At 70.2% G+C, this 18,271-nt stretch carries 18 protein-coding genes; 5 read left to right on the forward strand and 13 right to left on the reverse strand.

The window, feature by feature from the left end; translation table 11 throughout:
• The first annotated feature begins 7 nt into the window (after positions 1–7).
• Positions 8–1,246, forward strand: coding sequence for a benzoate/H(+) symporter BenE family transporter (locus ACFPMG_RS34800; protein ID WP_377000691.1), 1,239 nt, complete (start codon positions 8–10; stop codon positions 1,244–1,246).
• A 12-nt stretch (positions 1,247–1,258) separates the two neighbouring features.
• Here the strand turns inward: ACFPMG_RS34800 and ACFPMG_RS34805 are convergent, their stop codons facing one another.
• Entirely contained in the window at positions 1,259–2,188 is a 930-nt protein-coding gene (locus tag ACFPMG_RS34805; RefSeq protein WP_377000693.1) for a LysR family transcriptional regulator, read from the reverse strand.
• Between the two features lie 96 nt (positions 2,189–2,284).
• Here ACFPMG_RS34805 and ACFPMG_RS34810 point away from each other — a divergent pair, with 96 nt between their 5' ends.
• Positions 2,285–3,067, forward strand: a complete 783-nt coding sequence (locus tag ACFPMG_RS34810) for an NAD(P)H-dependent oxidoreductase (RefSeq protein ID WP_377000695.1) — start codon at positions 2,285–2,287, stop codon at positions 3,065–3,067.
• 5 nt (positions 3,068–3,072) lie between these two features.
• Here ACFPMG_RS34810 and ACFPMG_RS34815 read toward each other — a convergent pair whose 3' ends face one another.
• Positions 3,073–3,525 carry a DMT family transporter gene (locus tag ACFPMG_RS34815; protein ID WP_377000697.1) on the reverse strand — a complete coding sequence of 151 codons (453 nt, stop codon included), beginning with the start codon at positions 3,523–3,525 and terminating at the stop codon, positions 3,073–3,075.
• 79 nt (positions 3,526–3,604) lie between these two features.
• Complete coding sequence (locus ACFPMG_RS34820; RefSeq protein ID WP_377000699.1) at positions 3,605–4,312, reverse strand: AraC family transcriptional regulator; 708 nt, start codon at positions 4,310–4,312, stop codon at positions 3,605–3,607.
• Positions 4,313–4,434: 122 nt separating this feature from the next.
• Between ACFPMG_RS34820 and ACFPMG_RS34825 the strand changes: the two genes are divergently transcribed.
• Both ACFPMG_RS34825 and ACFPMG_RS34830 read left to right on the forward strand, forming a co-directional pair.
• Entirely contained in the window at positions 4,435–6,054 is a 1,620-nt protein-coding gene (locus tag ACFPMG_RS34825) for an ABC-F family ATP-binding cassette domain-containing protein (RefSeq protein WP_109138816.1), read from the forward strand.
• 121 nt (positions 6,055–6,175) lie between these two features.
• Positions 6,176–6,388: a hypothetical protein gene (locus tag ACFPMG_RS34830; RefSeq protein ID WP_377000701.1), complete on the forward strand. Its 213-nt coding sequence runs from the start codon at positions 6,176–6,178 to the stop codon at positions 6,386–6,388.
• 60 nt (positions 6,389–6,448) lie between these two features.
• Here ACFPMG_RS34830 and ACFPMG_RS34835 read toward each other — a convergent pair whose 3' ends face one another.
• The 5 genes from ACFPMG_RS34835 to ACFPMG_RS34855 all read right to left on the reverse strand — a co-directional run bounded on the left by ACFPMG_RS34835 (position 6,449) and on the right by ACFPMG_RS34855 (position 12,317).
• Positions 6,449–7,537: a TRAP transporter substrate-binding protein gene (locus tag ACFPMG_RS34835; RefSeq protein ID WP_377000703.1), complete on the reverse strand. Its 1,089-nt coding sequence runs from the start codon at positions 7,535–7,537 to the stop codon at positions 6,449–6,451.
• A 143-nt stretch (positions 7,538–7,680) separates the two neighbouring features.
• Complete coding sequence (gene hypD / locus ACFPMG_RS34840; RefSeq protein WP_377000705.1) at positions 7,681–8,820, reverse strand: hydrogenase formation protein HypD; 1,140 nt, start codon at positions 8,818–8,820, stop codon at positions 7,681–7,683.
• A 122-nt stretch (positions 8,821–8,942) separates the two neighbouring features.
• A complete protein-coding gene (locus ACFPMG_RS34845; protein ID WP_377000707.1) occupies positions 8,943–9,584 on the reverse strand; it encodes an SH3 domain-containing protein in 642 nt (213 codons plus the stop codon).
• A gap of 96 nt (positions 9,585–9,680) precedes the next feature.
• Positions 9,681–11,624 carry a M1 family metallopeptidase gene (locus ACFPMG_RS34850; protein WP_377000709.1) on the reverse strand — a complete coding sequence of 648 codons (1,944 nt, stop codon included), beginning with the start codon at positions 11,622–11,624 and terminating at the stop codon, positions 9,681–9,683.
• A 54-nt stretch (positions 11,625–11,678) separates the two neighbouring features.
• Positions 11,679–12,317, reverse strand: coding sequence for a gamma-glutamylcyclotransferase (locus ACFPMG_RS34855; RefSeq protein WP_377000711.1), 639 nt, complete (start codon positions 12,315–12,317; stop codon positions 11,679–11,681).
• Positions 12,318–12,425: 108 nt separating this feature from the next.
• Between ACFPMG_RS34855 and ACFPMG_RS34860 the strand changes: the two genes are divergently transcribed.
• On the forward strand, positions 12,426–13,439 hold the full coding sequence (locus tag ACFPMG_RS34860) for a DUF2125 domain-containing protein (RefSeq protein ID WP_377000713.1): 1,014 nt from the start codon (positions 12,426–12,428) through the stop codon (positions 13,437–13,439).
• A gap of 139 nt (positions 13,440–13,578) precedes the next feature.
• On the opposite strand, the gene ACFPMG_RS34865 is transcribed toward ACFPMG_RS34860, so the two are convergent.
• The 5 genes from ACFPMG_RS34865 to ACFPMG_RS34885 all read right to left on the reverse strand — a co-directional run bounded on the left by ACFPMG_RS34865 (position 13,579) and on the right by ACFPMG_RS34885 (position 18,175).
• Positions 13,579–14,838 (reverse strand): M16 family metallopeptidase, encoded by a 1,260-nt coding sequence (locus ACFPMG_RS34865; protein ID WP_040135057.1) that lies wholly within the window; start codon positions 14,836–14,838, stop codon positions 13,579–13,581.
• 124 nt (positions 14,839–14,962) lie between these two features.
• The gene (locus tag ACFPMG_RS34870; RefSeq protein ID WP_014197640.1) at positions 14,963–15,130 is read right to left on the reverse strand and encodes a hypothetical protein; all 168 of its coding nucleotides are present in this window, start codon (positions 15,128–15,130) and stop codon (positions 14,963–14,965) included.
• A 108-nt stretch (positions 15,131–15,238) separates the two neighbouring features.
• Positions 15,239–16,009, reverse strand: a complete 771-nt coding sequence (locus ACFPMG_RS34875; protein WP_377000715.1) for a hypothetical protein — start codon at positions 16,007–16,009, stop codon at positions 15,239–15,241.
• Between the two features lie 45 nt (positions 16,010–16,054).
• Positions 16,055–16,480 (reverse strand): DUF350 domain-containing protein, encoded by a 426-nt coding sequence (locus tag ACFPMG_RS34880; RefSeq protein ID WP_201044316.1) that lies wholly within the window; start codon positions 16,478–16,480, stop codon positions 16,055–16,057.
• Positions 16,481–16,519: 39 nt separating this feature from the next.
• Positions 16,520–18,175 carry a DUF2491 family protein gene (locus ACFPMG_RS34885; protein ID WP_377000717.1) on the reverse strand — a complete coding sequence of 552 codons (1,656 nt, stop codon included), beginning with the start codon at positions 18,173–18,175 and terminating at the stop codon, positions 16,520–16,522.
• Positions 18,176–18,271: the final 96 nt, after the last annotated feature.

Below are 18,271 nucleotides of genomic sequence, written 5' to 3' on the forward strand. Positions count from 1 at the left end.
CGCAACCATGCCACCCAATTCCGCTCCCATCCGCCTCAACGACCTCCCCCACCCCGTGGTGGCGGGCCTGATCTCGGTCATCGTCAATTACGGCGGCACCTTCATCCTGGTCTTCCAGGCGGCGAAGGTCGCGGGCCTCAGCCCCGACCTCACCGCCTCCTGGGTCTGGTCGGTCTCCATCGGCGTCGGGCTGACCGGGCTGTTCCTGAGCTGGCGCCATCGCGAGCCGATCATCACCGCCTGGTCCACCCCGGCCGCGGCGTTCCTCGTCACCGCGCTGGCGACGACACCCTACGCCGAGGCGGTCGGCGCCTACATGATCTCGGCGGCGGCCTTCGTCGCGCTCGGCCTGTCGGGCTGCTTCGAGAGGGTCATCCGGCTGATCCCGCCCGGCATCGCCTCCGGCCTGCTCGCCGGCATCCTGCTCCCCTTCGGCATCGGGGCCTTCGGCGGAGCCAGCGTCGATCCGCTGCTGGTCGGGCTGCTGATCGTCGCCTATGTCGCGCTGAAGCGGTTCTCCGCCCGCTACGCCGTGGTCGGCATCCTCGTCCTCGGGCTGGCCTTCCTGCTGACTCAGGGCCGCGTCGATCTGTCGGGGCTGTCGCTGGAGTTCGCCGCCCCGGTCTTCACCGCGCCGGACTTCTCGCTGAACGCGCTGCTGTCGGTCGCTCTGCCGCTGTTCCTGATCACGCTGTCCGGCCAGTACATGCCGGGGATGTTGGTCCTGCGCAACGACGGCTTCACGACGAGCGCCAACCCCATCGTGACGGTGACCGGCCTCGGCTCGCTGCTGATGGCCCCGTTCGGCTCCCACGCCTTCAACATCGCCGCCATCACCGCCGCCATCGCCACCGGCAAGGAGGCCCACGAGGACCCGGCCAAGCGCTGGATCGCCGGGATCGCGGCGGGCGTCTTCTACGTGCTCGTCGGGGTGTTCGGGGTGACGCTGGCCGCCGTCTTCATGGCGTTTCCCGCGACCTTCATCACCGCGCTCGCCGGTCTGGCGCTGCTCGGCACCATCAGCGGCAGCCTGGCCGGGGCGATGGCCGACCCGGCGTCCCGCGAGGCGGCGCTGATCACCTTCCTGGCGTCCGCCGCCAACATCAAGCTGCTCGGCATCGGCGGGGCGTTCTGGGGGCTGCTGATCGGCCTCATCGCCCATCTCGTCCTCAACGGGCGCCTTCGCCTGCCGCGCCGCAACCTGGCGGTCAGAAAAGACGCGGTGACCGAGGGGGCAACCCCGTAATCACCCCATCGTCTATCCCCGGGACGACCACTCGATCCCGGGGATGGTCGCGACCGCCTCCGCCAAAAACTCGACCAGCAGCCGGACTCGCGCGATGCCAGCCCGCTCCGGCACGATCAGCAGGTTGAGCGGCACGGCGGGCGGCGCGTGGTCCGGTAGGAGAACCTCCAGGCGACCGTCGGCGAGCAGGTCGTCCACCAGCCAGACATGGGCCGGGCCGATGCCGCGGCCGGCGAGATAGGCTTCGCGCGCGGCCAGCCCGTGATCGACCCGCAGCCGTCCCCCCAGGGACACGGCGCGAAGGGCGCCGTCCGGTCCTTCGAGCGTCAGCCGGTCGCTCCCCGCGATGTTCGACATGCGTACACCCTCGAACCCCACGAGGTCCTCCGGTGTCGTCGGCCGGCCGTGCCGGGCCAGACAGTCCGGCGATCCGACGAGGACGCGCCGGCTCTGCCCGAGCGACCGCCGCTTCAGCGTGCTGTCGGCGAGCGGGCCGAGGCGGATGGCGATATCCACCCCGTCGCGCACGAGGTCGACGCGCTCGTCGGTCAGGCCGAGATCGACGGCGATGTCCGGATGGCGGTCCTGGAAGGCGAAGATCAACCGGCTGATGTGCCGGACACCGAGCGCCGCCGTGCAGGACACGCGCACCGTCCCGGCCGAGGCGCGGCCGGTGTCGCGCGCCTCGTCGCCCGCCTGTTCGACGAGGCGCAGAATCTGGACGGCGTTGGCGTGGTAGCGCTCGCCCTCCGCGGTCAGGACGACGCGCCGCGTGGTGCGGCTGAACAGGGCGACGCCCAGCGCCTCCTCCAGCTCGCGGATGTGCCGGGTGACGCTGGATTGCCCGATGGCCAGCTCGCGCGCCACCGCCGACAGGCTTCCCCGTTCGGCGACGCGGACGAAGGTCCGCATGCGGTCGAGCGTGATGTTCGATTGATCCATTTTCCGGCAGAGTTCTATCCGTTCATCCCGTCTACCGGATCAATCTCCGCCCGCATAGCGTGAGGCGCAAGCGTTTCAAGCGAACAGGTGCCTGTGATGAATGTGCTGATCGTCTTCGCCCATCCCGATCCCCGATCCCTCAACGCCGCCCTGCGCGACGCCGCCGTCGCGGAGCTGGAGGCGCAGGGCCACACGGTGCGGGTCTCCGACCTCTACGCCATGAACTGGAAGACTACGGTGGATCACGCCGACTTCCCCAGCCTCGGCGAGGGGGAGCGCCTGAAGGTGGCCGCCGCCTCCGGCGCCGCCTTCGCCGCCGACGCGCTGACCGACGACGTGAAGGCCGAGCAGGAAAAGCTGCTGTGGGCCGACGCGCTGATCCTGCAATTCCCGCTCTGGTGGTTCACCATGCCGGCGATCCTCAAGGGCTGGGTCGACCGCGTCTACGCCTACGGCCTCGCCTATGGCGTCGGCGAGCACAGCGACCGCCGCTGGGGCGACCGCTATGGCGAGGGCCGCTTCGCCGGCAAGCGCGCCATGCTCGTGGTGACGACGGGCGGCTGGGCCGAGCATTACGCGCCGCGCGGCATCAACGGCCCGATCGACGACCTGCTGTTCCCGATCAACCATGGCATCCTGCATTACCCCGGCTACGACGTGCTGCCGCCCTTCGTCGCCTACCGGGTGGACCGCTTCGACGAGACCGGCTTCGCGCGGGCGGCGGAGCAATTGCGGGAGCGGATGCGGACGCTGGAGACGACGGCGCCGATCCCCTTCCGCCGCCAGAACGGCGGCGACTATGCAATCCCCAGCCTCGAACTCCGCCCGGAGTTGGAAGCCCCCGGCGCGTCGGGCTTCGCCCTGCACCGGACCGCTTGAGAGCGCTACAGCCGGATCAGGACGACGCCGAGGATCAGGGAGGCGGCGCCGGCCAGCCGGGTCGGGCTTATCGGCTGCTGCGGCAGGCCGAGCAGACCGACATGGTCGAAGGCGAGCGAGCCGAGCATCTGGCCGACCACGATCAGCGCCAGCACCGTCGCCGCCCCCAGTCGGGGCACCATCAGGATGGCCGTCCCGATGAACAGCGCCCCGAACAGCCCGCCGGTCCAGGTGACCCACGACCCCACCCCGCCCACCGCTTCGGCAAGGCGGGGTCCGGGCGCGAGGAGTGCCACCGCTAGCATCGCCAGCATGCCGACGACGTAGCTGACGAAGCCCGCCCACCAGGGCGAGCCGAGGTCGGCCCGGAGGTTGGCGTTGAGGACCTGTTGCAACGCGACGCTGACCCCGGCGCCGACCACCAGAAGGTACGAGACGGCGGACAGTGCGATGGACATGCCATGCTCCCAAGATTGGCTGTGGGTGAATGCCGGATGGGTAGCAGGCGGAGCGGCGGCGGTCTGGTACGGATGTGACCTACCCGGCGCGGTAGCGGCCCGGAGTCACGCCGAAGGCGCGGCGGAAGCAGCGCCCCAGATGGCTCTGGTCGGTGAATCCGGTGTCCGCCGCCACCGCGGCGATGGACTCCCCCGCGCGGAGCAACAACCGCGCCTCGTTCAGCCGCTCCTGAAGCGCGAAGGCATGGGGCGGCACGCCGTGGTGCTTGCGGAACCGGCGGGAATAACCCTCGCGGCTCATCCCGGCGCGGCGGGCCGCCTCGCCGACGCTGTCCCACGCTTCGCTCCCCGCAAACATGGATACGGGCTCCACCCCGGTCCCGATGGGGCGGCGGTGGTCCTCGGCGATCCGCGTCAGGTCGGGCCAGCCCAGCCCGCCCGTCCGCCGCCAGTGCCGGGCCAGCCCGGCGATCACGTCCGGCGCGGCGTGGAGGCCGGGCGGTGTGTAGAGGTTGATGCAGACGACCTCGTCCATTCCGCACAGCGAGCGGTGCGGCGTTCCCGCCGGAATGTGCACCCCCTCGCCGGGACCGGCCTCGCGCAGGTCGCCCGCGATGACGAAGCGCCGCCGCCCCGCGAGAACAAAAGTCAGCTGATCCTCGCGATGGAAATGCACCGGCAAGGCCACGTCGCGGCCGCGCACCGTGCCCAGCTCGACGATGCCGCTGCCGGTGGGGCGCCAATAGTCCCAAACCTGCGGACGCTCCATGCCGGCGATCCTTCCCATCGACCTGTCTCCGGATTGCGATTTTCGCATGGCGCCGATCTGGACTCCATCGCACCGCACATCCTGTGGCATAAGAGCCCCCGCCACGCCATGGGAACAACGCCGCAGGAACGCAGCCGCACATGATCCGCTTCGACAACATCAGCAAGCAGAATGGTCACCGAATCCTCTTCCTCGAAGCATCGGCGGCGTTGAACCGGGGCGAAAAGATCGGGCTGGTCGGTCCCAACGGAGCGGGCAAGACGACGCTGTTCCGAATGATCACCGGCGAGGATTTGCCGGACACCGGTCAGGTGGCGATCGAGAAGCAGGCGACCATCGGCTACTTCAACCAGGACGTCGGCGAGATGTCCGGCCGCTCCGCCGTCGCCGAGGTGATGGACGGCGCCGGCCCGGTCAGCACCGTCGCCGCGGAGCTGGCCGAGCTGGAAGCCGCCATGGCCGACCCCGACCGCGCCGACGAGATGGACGCCATCATCGAGCGCTACGGCGAGGTCCAGGCCCGCTTCGACGAGCTGGGCGGCTACGAGCTGGAGGGCAAGGCGCGCGAGGTGCTGGCCGGTCTCAGCTTCAGCCAGGAGATGATGGACATGGACGTCGGCATGCTGTCCGGCGGCTGGAAGATGCGCGTGGCGCTGGCCCGCATCCTGCTGATGCGGCCCGAGGTCATGCTGCTCGACGAGCCGAGCAACCATCTGGACATCGAAAGCCTGATCTGGCTGGAAGGCTTCCTGAAGGGCTTCGAGGGCGCCCTGCTGATGACCTCGCACGATCGCGAGTTCATGAACCGCATCGTCAACAAGATCATCGAGATCGACAGCGGGTCGCTGACCAGCTACTCCGGCGACTACGGCTTCTACGAGCGCCAGCGGGCGCTGCGCGAGAAGCAGCAGGAGGCGCAGTTCGAGCGCCAGCAGGCCATGCTGGCCAAGGAGCTGAAGTTCATCGAGCGCTTCAAGGCCCGCGCCTCGCACGCCAGCCAGGTCCAGAGCCGGGTGAAGAAGCTCGACAAGATCGAGCGCTTCGAGCCGCCCAAGCGCCGCCAGATCGTCACCTTCGACTTCCCGCCGGCCCCGCGTTCCGGCGACGACGTCGCGGTGCTGAAGAACGTGCACAAGGGCTACGGCAGCCGGACCATCTACGAGGGGCTGGACCTGACGATCCGCCGCAAGGAGCGCTGGTGCGTCATGGGCGTCAACGGCGCCGGCAAGTCGACGCTGCTGAAGCTGGTGGCCGGCGCCACCGAGCCGGACAGCGGCACCGTCGCGGTCGGCGGCAGCGTGCGGATGGGCTATTTCTCCCAGCACGCCATGGACCTGCTCGACGGCGACAAGACCATCTTCGAATCGCTGGAGGCGTCCTTCCCGCAGGCGAGCCAGGGGTCGCTGCGCGCTCTGGCCGGCTGCTTCGGCTTCTCCGGCGACGACGTGGAGAAGAAGTGCCGCGTCCTGTCCGGCGGCGAGAAGGCCCGGATGGTCATGGCGACCATGCTGTTCAACCCGCCCAACTTCCTGGTGCTGGACGAGCCGACCAACCACCTCGACCTCGACACCAAGCAGATGCTGATCTCGGCGCTGGGCGCCTATGAAGGCACCATGCTGTTCGTCTCGCACGACCGCCATTTCCTGGCGGCCCTGTCGAACCGGGTGCTGGAACTGACGCCGGAGGGCATCCACCAGTACGGCGGCGGCTACACCGAATATGTGGCGAGCACCGGGCAGGAAGCGCCGGGCATCCACTGACGCCGGTCAGTCAATGAGGGGGTGCGTGCGCCGCAACAAGCGGCTTGCGCAACCCGCGGCCTCCATGGAAACTCGTGCCCGTGTCGTTCGGGCTGAGTTGCGCAACCTTGGAGATTTTGGAATGGCTGGGTACGACAACGCCGACGGCCCCGCGGGGCTGGTCATCCGCCTGATCGACACCGCGGTGAAGGCCCTGAATGAAATGTCCGACGCCGCGGGCGAGATCGCACCGGACGTCGGCAATCTGACGGACACGCTGGTGGCCGCCCAGCGCATCGCCGACCGCGCGTCGCAGGATCTGCAACGCCTGTCCCAGAAACTGGCCGCCCAGTAGCGGCCGAAACGGTGCGGCGCCGCGACGCGCCGCACCGATCCTCACATCACCGGCCTGTGATCAACGACGTTGCCCGGCGGTGAAGGTGAAGTTGTCGAAGCTGTTCTCGGCGACGCGGAACCACAGATACTCCTCGTCGCGGAACTTCTTCCACGGCTCGTAGATCTTGGCGAACTTCGGGTTGTTCTTGGCCGTCTCGTCGTACAGCTCGTACGCCGCCTTGTAGCAGGCCTCCATCACCTCGCGCGGGAAGGGACGGAGCTGGGCGCCGCCGGCCACCAGACGCTTCAGGGCGGCGGGGTTGTCGGCGTCGTACTTGGCGTTCATGATCGCCAGCGCCTCGTAGCAGGCCGCTTCCAGCGCCGCCTGATAGGGCTTCGGCAGCTCCTCCCACTTCTGCTGGTTGACCAGCAGCGACACATTCAGGCCGCCTTCCCACCAGCCGGGGTAGTAGTAGTACTTGGCGACCTTGTTGAAGCCGAGCTTCTCGTCGTCGTAGGGGCCGATCCACTCGGCCGCGTCGATGGTGCCCTTTTCCAGCGACGGGTAGATGTCGCCGCCGGCGATCTGCTGCGGCACGACGCCCAGCTTGGTCAGCACCTGACCGGCGAAGCCGCCGATGCGGAACTTCAGGCCGCTCAGGTCCTGGACCGTCTTGATCTCCTTGCGGAACCAGCCGCCCATCTGGGTGCCGGTGTTGCCCGCCGGGAAGTTGACGACGTTGTAGCCCTTGAAGAACTCGCGCAGCAGCTCCATGCCGCCGCCCTGGAGAATCCAGGCGTTCTGCTGGCGGGCGTTCAGGCCGAACGGCACCGTCGCGTCGAAGGTGAAGGTCGGGTCCTTGCCGACATAGTAATAGCTGGCGGTGTGGCCGCACTCGACCGTGCCGTTCTGCACGGCGTCGAGCACCTGGAGGCCGGGAACGATCTCACCGGCGGCGAAGGGCCGGATCGTGAATTTGTTGTCGGTGATGGCGGCGACGCGGCGCGAAATCACGTCGGCGGCGCCGTAGATGGTGTCCAGGCTCTTCGGGAAGCTGGAGGCGAGGCGCCAATGCACTTCCGGCGTGCTCTGCGCGATGGCCGGAGCGGCAAGGGTACTGGCCGCGACGCCGACACCGGCGCTGGCAAGGAATGAACGGCGTTTCATACGGGAGTCCCCTCCTGTTCTTTTGTTCAGGAACGAACCTATCAGCGTCCTCCGAACCCCCGCAAAAGGTTAGCCGTGCAAGGGACGAATAGCTTCCCCGACGAAATATTTCGTGACAAACGGTTTGCGCTTGAAACCAACGGTTACGGCACCGCCGGCCGATGGTCACGGAAACGCCCGTAGGTGTAGTGAGCGGCACAGCCCCCCTCCGCCGACACCATGCAGGAGCCCATCGGGTTCTCCGGCGTGCAGACGGAGCCGAACAGCTTGCAGTCGCTGGGCTTCTTCACGCCGCGCAGGATGTCGCCGCACTCGCAGCCCTTGTGGTCGGGCACCGCGCGGCCCGGCACGGCGAAGCGCCGCTCCGCGTCGAAGGCGGAGAACGCCTCCTTCAGACGCAGGCCGCTGTCGGGAAGCGAGCCGAGGCCGCGCCATTCGAAGCTGGGGCGCACGTCGAAGGTGTCGGCGACGAGCCGCTGGGCCTTCCGGTTGCCGTCCGGGGTCACCGCGCGGGTGAACTGGTTCTCCACCACCGCCCGCCCCTCGTTCGCCTGCCGGATCAGCATCAGGATGGCCTGGAGCACGTCCAGCGGCTCGAACCCGGCGATCACCACCGGCTTGCGGTAAGCCTCCGCCACGAATTCGTAGGGGCGGCTGCCGATGACCACGGAGACGTGCGCCGGCCCGACGATGCCGTCGAGCGGCAGCGTGCCCAACTCCCGCACCTCCGGGCTGTCCATGATGCCCCGGATGGCCGCGGGGGTCAGGACGTGGTTGCAGAAGACAGTGAAGTTCCTCAAGCCCTTGGCCTGGGCGGCATGGACGGCCACCGCGGTGGGCGGCGTGGTCGTCTCGAAGCCGATGGCGAGGAAGACGACCTCGCGGTTCGGGTTCTCCTCGGCGATGCGCAGGGCGTCCATGGTGGACAGCACCATCCGCACGTCCGCCCCGTCGGCCTTGGCCTTGAGCAGGCTGAACCGCCCCGATCCCGGTACGCGCAGCACGTCGCCGTAAGTGCACAGGATCACGCCGGGCTGGCGCGCGATGGCGATGGCGTCGTCGATCCGCCCGACCGGCAGGACGCAGACCGGGCAGCCCGGCCCATGGATCATCCGCACATTGTCCGGCAGCAGGTCGGGGATGCCGTAGCGGGACACCGCGTGGGTGTGGCCGCCGCAGAACTCCATCAGATGATAGGTCCGCCCGGTCGCCGCCTCCCGCGCGATGGCGGCGGCGATGCCGCGGGCCAGCGCCGCGTCCCGGAATTCATCGACGTACTTCATCGCTCCCGCCCCTTTGGCCTGCCGTCACGGCATTTGGACAGCGGCGGGGGAGGCTGGCGTTGATGCGGATCAAGAATGGGGTACGGCGGGGCGGCCTCGCGGCCTCCCCGCCGCGATAGCCCTTACTTCGAGGAGCCCATCACGGGCAGCGACAGCTCCGGGCCCCGTCCCGAATCCTCGATGGCGATGGCGGAGGAGCCGGGGGAGCCCAGCGCGACACTCACCGGACGCCCGTTGTTGTGGTTCTTCCACATCTCGTAGAGCGCCAGCGCCGCGTAGATCTTTGCCTCCCGGCTGGTGTTGTAGAGCCATTCCTGGGTCGGGATGACGCGCAGCGCGCCATTGCCCGACTGCTCGACCCGCTCCGCGAAGCGGTAGCCGAGCTGGTTGTTGATGCCGGCCAGCAGCCCGTCGAAGCCCGAGGAGATGCGCCCGAACCCGGCGTCCGACGCCGCGGACGACGCGCCGCCCAGCGTGCTCGGCGTCTGCCGCTTCACGAGGTCGCCGAAGACCCAGCCCTCCTCGCCGGTGCGCATGGAGCGCACGCCGATCCAGCTGCCCTCCTGCTTCAGCTCGATCACCTCGTCGCCGCGGGTGACCGTGGAGCGGACCGAGGCGTTGTCGGACGGGGCCGCGCGCAGGTTCACCTTCTCGCCGGTCACCGTGTGGATGTCGCCGGGGGCCGCCGCCGCGGGCAGGGCCAGCGCCGCCGCCACGCCGAGGCCGGCCAGGGTTCCAAGGAAAGTCTTCGTCATCCGAGACATGTGCATTCTCCCGCAGAACGCGCGCGTCGCGCGCCGTTTCCCCTACAACAGGCAAAGGCGGGGTATGCTCCATGGACAGAGGATGGGCGGGCGGAACTACTCGAAAGACACACCCAGGGGGCTGTCGCCGGCGGGCCAGACGCCGCGGTCCACGGCGCGGGCACCCTCGAAGACCAGCCAGCTCTGCCGCCCGTAATGGGGCAATGGGCGCAGCAGGGCCTGGAGCGCCGCCGCATCGTCCGCCGCCACCGCCAGCAGCGGGTGGCCCTGCGCGGTCCGCGCGGTCCACACCCGCGCCGTCCCGCGCCCCTTGAGGCTGTCCGGCAGCGGCGGCAGGCCGAGCCGGGCCAGCAGCCGGTCGACCTCCCCCGCCGTCCCGATCACGGCGAGCGGGGCGGCCGGGTTGGCGCGGTCGGCGGCAGCGATGCGCGGCGTGCCGTCCGCCAGCCTCTCGGCCAGCGCGCGGGCAGCTTCCGCCGCAGGGCCGTCGGCGGCGATCACCGTGGTGGCGGCGTGGTCCAGTGTCACGTCGCGCAGGGTCGGCGGCGCCTCCCCCGGCGCCAGACGGCGGAACAGGCCGAAGCCGGGATCGACTGCGAGCGCCCGCGGCGCGGCGGCGGTCGGGATCGTCACGGTGGCCTCATTCCGGTCAAGGCGGACATCGTGGCGCTCTGTCCCCGCCACGGTTCGCACCTCCACCGGCACGGTCAGGCCATAGGCCGGCTCACCCTGGCGCAGGGTCAGCGCCACCCCGTCGCCGTTGGCTCTCGCTTGCACCAGTTCCAGCGTCGGCGCCCCCACGCGGGTCAGCCATTGTTGGAAGAAGGGTCCGAGGTCCCGCCCCGACGACGCCGCGAAGGCGCGGCGCAGATCGTCCCACCCCGCGTCCTGGAAATGCTTTTCCTCCCAGAAGCGGCGGATGCCCGCGTCGAAGGCCTCCGCCCCGATCTCGGCGCGCAGCATGTGGAACAGCATCGCCGCCTTGCCATAGCCGACGATCTGGGCGGCGTCGTGGATCTTGGCGCGGAAGTCGGTCAGGGCGGAATCGCGCTCCGCCGGCAGGGCGGCGTAGTCGCGCAGCCAGTCCAGCCGCATCGCCCGCGCCGCGTCCTCCCCGCGCGCCTCCGCCGCCGCGTAGTCGGCCATGAAGGTGGTCAGCCCCTCCGACCAGTTGCCGGGCCAGTTGCCGCCCCCGCCGACGCGCACCCCGTTGCCCCACCAGTTGTGCAGGATCTCGTGGGGCAGCGACTGGGCGCGGATGAAGGGCAGCGGCATCACTTGCCGCCCGATGTAGGTCAGGCTGGGGAAGCCCAGCCCGACGGGCAGCGGCGCCGACAGGATGGCGAAACCGGCGAAGGGATAGGCGCCGATCCGCGCCGCCTGCGCGTCGATGGTCCGGGCGCCGAGGTCCAGATACTCCTCGGCCAGCGGGGCCTGCTCCGGATGGAAGTAGGTGCGCAGGCGCACATCATTGTGCATCCGCTCCGTCACCTGCCACGCCCCGGCGAAGAGCGACGGTTCCTCGACGCTGCGGCCCTCCGCGAAGGTGGCGGTGTAGCCCGCGCCGTCGCGCGTCTCCTCGACCAGACGGCCGGTCGCCACCGCGACGAAGGGCGCCGGCACCCGGACCGACAGGCGCCAGGAGGGCGGAGTCTCCGCACTCTCGGAGGTTGGAATCCAGCCGGTGCCGGCGGGCAGATAGGCGCCCTCCTCCCCACCGCCGCCGCCCCGCGAGTCCGGCGTCAGGGGCGGCAGCGTCCCGGCGTAGCGCAGGCGAAGCTCGCCGCCCCCCTCCGGCACGGTCACCGGCAGGGCGTTGCCGCGCACCGCGACCGACTTGCCGTCGAGCAGCGCTTCCCCCACCGTCAACCCCGGCGCCAGCATCAGCCGGTGCGTCCCGGCGGGCAGGCGCAGCCGATCCTCCACCTCCAGCCGCCGCGCGGCGGGGTCGAGCGTGACGGTCAGGTCATGATGCAGGCCGGCGGCCCAGCCGGGCGCGGCGGCGAGGATGCCCAGAAGGGTGAGGAGGAGGGTGCGCATGGCCCTGCAATATAAGGCTTGGGCTGCGCCGCGCCAGCGCTTGCCCCACCCGCATCACCCCACCCGCGCGCGCACCGCGGTCAGCAGGCTGCACAGCCCGCGGTCGTGAATGCCGATGGTCTCCAGATGGGCGACCGTGTTGGCGAGATAGTCCAGGTTCGGGCCGCGCTCGCCGCGGCAGCAGGCGATGCGCTCGGCCATCGCGGTCTCGTCCATCCAGCCGCAATATTGCCGGTGCCGGCGGTCCACGACGAAGGTGCAGGCGGTGACCGGCGCCCCGCCGTCTCGCGGGCGCACCGGCAGCAGCTTCGGCCGGTAGACGCGGTTCAGCATCTCCCGGTCCCACAGGTAATCCAGCGTCTCCGGCACCCGCTCCGCCGCCACGCGGAAGACGATCCCCCGGCAGGAGCCGCCGCGGTCCAGCCCGAGCACCAGACCGGGCCGCTCCGGCGTGCCGCGGTAGCGGTGGGAAGACACGCAGAAGCGGCGGTGATAGCCGCCCAGCACCGCCGGATGGCGCTCCAGAAAGGGGAATTCCGGGTTCCACATCAGCGAGCCGTAGGCGAAGACCCAGAGGTCGGCGCCGGGCGTCACGACGATGTCGGCGGACCAGGAAGAGGCGGATGATGCCGTGCGCTGCGTCGGTGCGGTGACCGGAAGCTCGGCAACAGACGATTGCGTATCGAGCAGCATGACCCTTAAGTAATGCAGCGTGCGCCGACTGGTGGCGACACGGTGAATGCTAGCACGGCCCCTGGCCGCCCGCTATAAGGTGGGTGCCACAAAACGGAAATGCCACAGATGCGCGTTCGGAAGATCTTGGGCTCCGCCGTTCTCGCCCTGGCCCTGCTGGCCGGCGCCTATTCGGTGTGGTGGTGGCAGGCCGCGGCGGCGGTGGAGCGCGGCGTGCTCGCCTGGATGGACGAACAGCGGGCGGCCGGCGCCGTGGTGGCCCATGGCGGGCTGAGCGTCGGCGGCTATCCCTTCGCCATCCGCGCCGCGCTGGAGGCGCCGCACCTCGCCACCCGCGACGTGGAATGGCGGGGCGCCCGGCTGGTGGCGGAGGCGCCGCCCTGGAACCACACGCGCATCGCGCTGTCCCTGCCCGGCGAGCAGCGGGTGACGGTGGTGCAAGCCAGCCAGCCCCCCTTCACGCTGGTCGCCCGCGACGGCGGCCATGGACATGTCGGCCTCACCCTGACCGGCCAGCCGGTGGAGGCACAACTGGCCTTCACCAACCTCGTGGCGCAGCCCGACGCCCTGCCCGTTCCCATCGCCGCCCTGGACCTGACCGCCACCCAGCCCGCCGCACCGCCGGCCAGCCACAGCGACACCGGCCTGTCCGTCACGCTGGAGGCGCGCGGCGCCACCCTGCCCGACGGCGCACCGGACTCGCTGGGCCGCGAGGTGCAGCGGCTCCTGCTGACCGCGCGCATCCTCGGCCAGCCGCCGAAGCCGGAGCCGGTCAGCCTGTCGGCCTGGAGCCGCGACGGCGGCACGCTCCAGCTCGACGGGCTGAATGTGGATTGGGGACCGCTGAAGCTGGCGATGAACGGCACGCTGGCGCTGGATGCGGCCTTGCAGCCGCAGGCCGCGCTGACCGCGGAGGTGCGCGGGTATCAGGCGGTGCTGGATGCGCTCCAGGGAATGTTCCGGCCCAAGGAGCTGGCGATGGCACGCACGATGCTGGGCCTGCTGGCCCGCCCCACCGGTCCGAACGGCGAGCCGGTGCTGACCGCCCCGGTCACTGTGCAGAACCGCGGGCTGTTCCTGGGGCCGCTGAAGGTCGCGGCGCTGCCGGCGGTGGTCTGGTAGGGCGGCGTGTTGCCCCCACCCTTCCCACGCTGCGCGTGGGCCCCTTCCCTCCCCCGCTTCGCAGGAGAGGGACCAAATCCCCTCCCCTGCGAAGCGGGGGAGGGTCAGGGTGGGGGCAATACACCGCTACATCACAACCTCACGCCGCCTTCAGCATCCCCTGCATGTCCTCGTAGGACGGCAGATGGTCCAGCTTGCCGACCGCGGACACCGCCATCGGGCCGGCGAAGACGCGGTTGGCCGCCGCCGCCACATCCTCCGGCGTCACGGCGTCGATGCGCTCGAAGATCTGTTCGATGGTCCGCACCTCGCCGGTGCGCAGCAGCGTGCGGGCGAAACGGTCGGCGCGGCGCATGGTCGATTCCAGCGACTTGCCCACCGAGAAGCGCATCTGCTCCTTCGACCGCTCCAGCTCCACCGCGGTCACGCCGTCGCGGGCCTTGCGCAGCTCCTCGAAGAAGACCGGCACCAGCTCCGCCACCTCCTCCGGCCCGGTGCCGGCGTAGAAGCTGAGGGCGCCGCCGTCCGCATACTGGATGGGTGCCGCGTAGACCGAGTAGACCAGCCCGCGCTTCTCGCGGATCTCCTGAAACAGGCGGGAGGTCATGCCGCCGCCCAGGATGTTGGCGAGGTGGCGCAGCGCGTAGCTCGCCGAATCCTCGGTGCCGACGCCGGGGAAGGCCGCCATGAAATGCACCTGCTCGGCGTCGCGCTTCAGCAGCGCCGCTCCGCCCTTGTTGACGACCGTCTCGTGGAAGGGGTCGTCCTTGGCGGTCAGATGGCCGAACAGCGCCTCCGCCCGGCGCACCACCGTGCCGTGATCGACGTTGCCGGACACCACATAGACCATGCGGCGCGGGTCGTAATGGGACACATAGTCGAACAGATGCTCGCGCCCGAAGCCCGCGACGTTCTCCTTCGGTCCGAGGATCGGACGGCCCAGCGCCTGCCCGTCGAAGGCGGTGCGGCGCAGCGCCTCGTAGACCACGTCTTCCGGCTCGTCGGCGTAGCGGCCGATCTCCTGGATGACCACGCCGCGCTCCTTCTCCACCTCCTCTTCCGGGAAGACGGAGTTGAGGACGATGTCGCCGATGATCTCGCAGGAGACGTCGACGTGCTTGGCCGCCATCTGCGTGTAATAGGCGGTGACGTCGTAGTCCGTGTAGGCGTTGAACTCACCGCCGCGGTTCTCGATCTCCAGCGCGATGCCCAGCGCGTCGCGGCTTTCCGTTCCCTTGAAGATCATGTGCTCCAGGAAATGGGCGATACCGTTCACCGCCGGCCGTTCGTTGCGCGCCCCGACGCCGACCCAGACGCCGCTGGTCACCGTGCCGAGATGCGGCAAATGGTCCGTCAGCACGCGGAATCCGTTGGCGAGGGTGGTCAGTTGGATCGTCACACAGGGTCTCCTGATAGGGCACGGGACCGCCCGGAACATCGGGGGCGTTGCATTGACGTGGGGCGCCGTCCGCGCAGGAACAACGCTCCGCGGTTTGGGGTCAAGGTCGGGGTGAGGCGCGCCGTCAACCGCGCGGCGGCGCCAAAGCGGCGCTGAGGGCCCGGCGGTTGCGGTGGGCGCGCATCAGCAGCGGCGCCGGAACGTCGCCCGGCACCAGCAGACGCCCGCCCGGCAGCAGCCGCACGCCGTGCCGTTCCAGTTCGTTCAACAGCTCCGCCATGGACCTGCGCATGGTCGTCCTCCACCGGGCAGACTTTTACTGCTCGCATCATGGCGGAGAAGTTCGATAGGATCGATGCGGATCATCCTATCTCGTCGATAGGATGATCCTATTCATTCCTCAATGCCGGCTTTTCAGGGAGGCCAGACGGTCAGACAGGCTGCTGGGCGCCGGCTTCGCTCCGGTGGCGGCATCGAGCGCCGCCTTGATGTTGGGATCGTCCTCTTCCGGCTTGGAGGGCTTCAGCAGGCGGGCCTTGGCGCTGGACGCCTCCGCCTGGGCGAGGTCGCGGGCCGCCGCGTCCTGCATCGCCTTCAGCGCCGTGCCGAGGCTGGAGGTGGCGCCGCTCAGCCCCGCCGCCTGCCGGGCCGCCTCCGCCCGCTGCTCGGCCATGTCGCGCTGCTGGGCGGCACGGCCCATGTCACGTTCGGCCCGCTGCAACGCGCTGCGGGCGGCCTTCAGCTTGCCGCCGGCCTCGGCGTAGGTCGTTTCCAGCATGGTCAGGAACTCGCGCGCGTCCACGGCGTCCTGCTCCTCCCGGTCGATGTCCGGAGCCATCTGCTCCAGCATCCCCACCAGCGTTTCCAGGCTCTTTTCGAGCTGGGCCTTGCGGCCGGCGTCGGTTTCCGCCTCCATCTGGCGCTGCAGATGTTCGGCGGCGGCCATACGCTGGCGGGAGAGTTGAAGGATGGCCTCGGCCTCCTTCTGCTCCTTCTCATAGGCGGCGCGGGCCTGCGCGACCTGAAGGCCGAGGCTGTCCAGATGCTCTTCCATCGTGCGCAGTTCGGCCTCCGTCGCGGCCTTCGGGTCCCAGCGCACCAGGGCTTCCACCGCCGACTGGACGGCCTGATCGGTCTTCACCCCGACGAGGTTGCGGATGAACGAGATCATGGTTGCGGTTCCTCTCTGTTTCGGCGGGTCTGTTTGGGTGGGTCTTCAGCCCGCCATGGCTCCGGCGTTCAGCAGCGCGACGGCGATCTGGAGTCCGGCCAGCGCCGTGCCCGCGGCGACGTTGCCGGATTCGATCATCGTGCGCAGGTCGCGGAACAGCCAGATGGCGATCAGGAAGGTAATCAATTGCAGCACCAGCGCAACGGCTCCCCAGATCAGGATGTCCGCCAGGACGAGGCTGGTCGCCAGCGTTGCCGCCAGCGGGATCGCCAGCGCCACCATCGTGCCGCCCAGCACCACGCCGGCGGCCTGGTTGCCGCTCGCCAGCAACTCGCGCTCGTGCAGGGGAGTGATCGCGACGTAGACGGCCACCCCGATCAGGAACAGGGCCAGGGTCGCTCCGAAATGCAGAAGCAGCAGCGGCAGGCCGGATTCAAGGCCCTGCAGGATTTGCGCGACGCTGGTGTCCATGGTGTCTTCCATACGGGCTGGCGGGATCGGGCGGGAAACTCAGGAGAAGGAGAGCGAGGCGGGGTTGACGTCGATGCCGGCGCGGACCTCCACCCACGCCTCGCCGCCATCCTCCACCGCAGCGACCAGCACATATTCGGTGCGGGGCGCGGGGTCGGCGGCGCCGGTGGGGGCCGCGTAGAGCATGGCGGTCACGCGGCGGGTGCGGCTGCCGCGGTGGTCGGTCAGCGTCTCGTCGAAGGTGACGGGGGCGATCCGGGACGCGCCGGGCGACCACTGCCGCCCGTACAGCTTGCCGTCCTTGGTCTGGAACTGCGGATAGCCGATCATCCCGTCGGCGGGGTCCAGCCAGAAGCCCCATTCGTCGTTGTCGGTGGGGTGCACCTCGTCCAAGACGCTGAACCAGCGGCATTCGTCCGGCGCTCCCCCCGCTCCCAGGTGAAGCTGGTAGAAGCCGCTCCCGCCCGGAAGATAAAGCCGGTGCAGGGTCACGCCGCCGCCCTTCAGCGCGCCGACGGCCTCGACGCTGACCATCGAGCCGGCGCCCTCCGGCGCTGTGGCTTTGATCGCGCCGCCGCCCAGCAGGAAGGGCGTGGGGTCGGGCGTCAGCGTCATGCCCACGCGGAACAGCGAGGGTTCGTAGGACGCGCCGGTGGCCTTGGCCTTCACAATGCCGGCGGCGGTGCTGGCGGCGGTGCTCCAGGGCGAACGGGTCATGGTGGAACCTCCGGTTCGTGAGCCCGACGAGCGGCGGCGCAGAACGGTCACGGCCACCACCATCCCCCCGACGAGGACAATCAGAAGAATCAGGGTGCCCCAACCACCCCCGGAGCCTCCATCGGAGCCGGCCGGGGCGGACGGCGTCTCCGGCGCAGCCTGGGCGACGTCGCGCGGGATGTCGGGGGGCAGGTAGTTGGGATCGCGCGGCTGGTCCTCCTGCGCGCGCAGGCGGGTGTCGAGATCGTCCAGGCGGCGGCGCAGGTCGGGGTCGTCCTGCGAACGCCGCTCCGCCTCCGCGCGCCATTCCGCGTAGCCGGGGTCGCCCTGGTGGTTGTGGAACCAGTCGGCGTAGCCGGGGCGCGACAGGTTATCGAGCAGGAACCATAGGAACAGCCCGTCCCACAGGCCGAAGCTGGGACGGCTGCCGTAGGCCCAGCCGGGCGGACGCCAGCCGCCGTACCAGCCGCCCGGCCCATAGCCGCCGGTGCGCCGCTGCCCCCAGCCCGCGCCGGAACTCGATCCCCAGCCGCCGCCCTGCCATCCTCCTCCGCCCCAGCCGGACCCGGAAGCGGACCCGGACCCGGAACGGGGAGGCGGCGCGGCGACCGGCGGGGTGCGTTCCCGCTGTTGCTGCTGCGCCCGGTAGCGGTCCAGCGCCTCGCCGCTCGACCGCCGCGACACGCCCAGATCGCCGCCGCCGGACGGCGACCCGCCGGGCAAGCCATAGGACGGCCCGCTCTGGGGACGGCTGTAGCCGCCGCTGCCGGTGGACGGCGCGCGCGACGGGGCGGGGCGGGTGGAGAAGGACGGGGTGCGCACCGACGGACGGCTGTATCCCCCGCTGGAGCTTCGCCCGCCTCCGGCCCGCGCCTCCGCCGCCTGCGGCCAGAGCAGAGCGGCACTGGCCGCGGCCAGCCCGGCGGGCACCGCCGCGGGGGCGGCGGCGGGCAGCGGCTGGAGCGGCGCCAGCGCCATAAGGACGCTCAGGAACCGGGCGATAATCCGGTGTCGAAGGGGCATGGGGCCTGCGCGCTGCCGTGGATGCACAGCCAGAACACCCTACATGCCCAA

The organism is Azospirillum himalayense (genome assembly GCF_042657465.1).
GTDB lineage: Bacteria > Pseudomonadota > Alphaproteobacteria > Azospirillales > Azospirillaceae > Azospirillum > Azospirillum himalayense.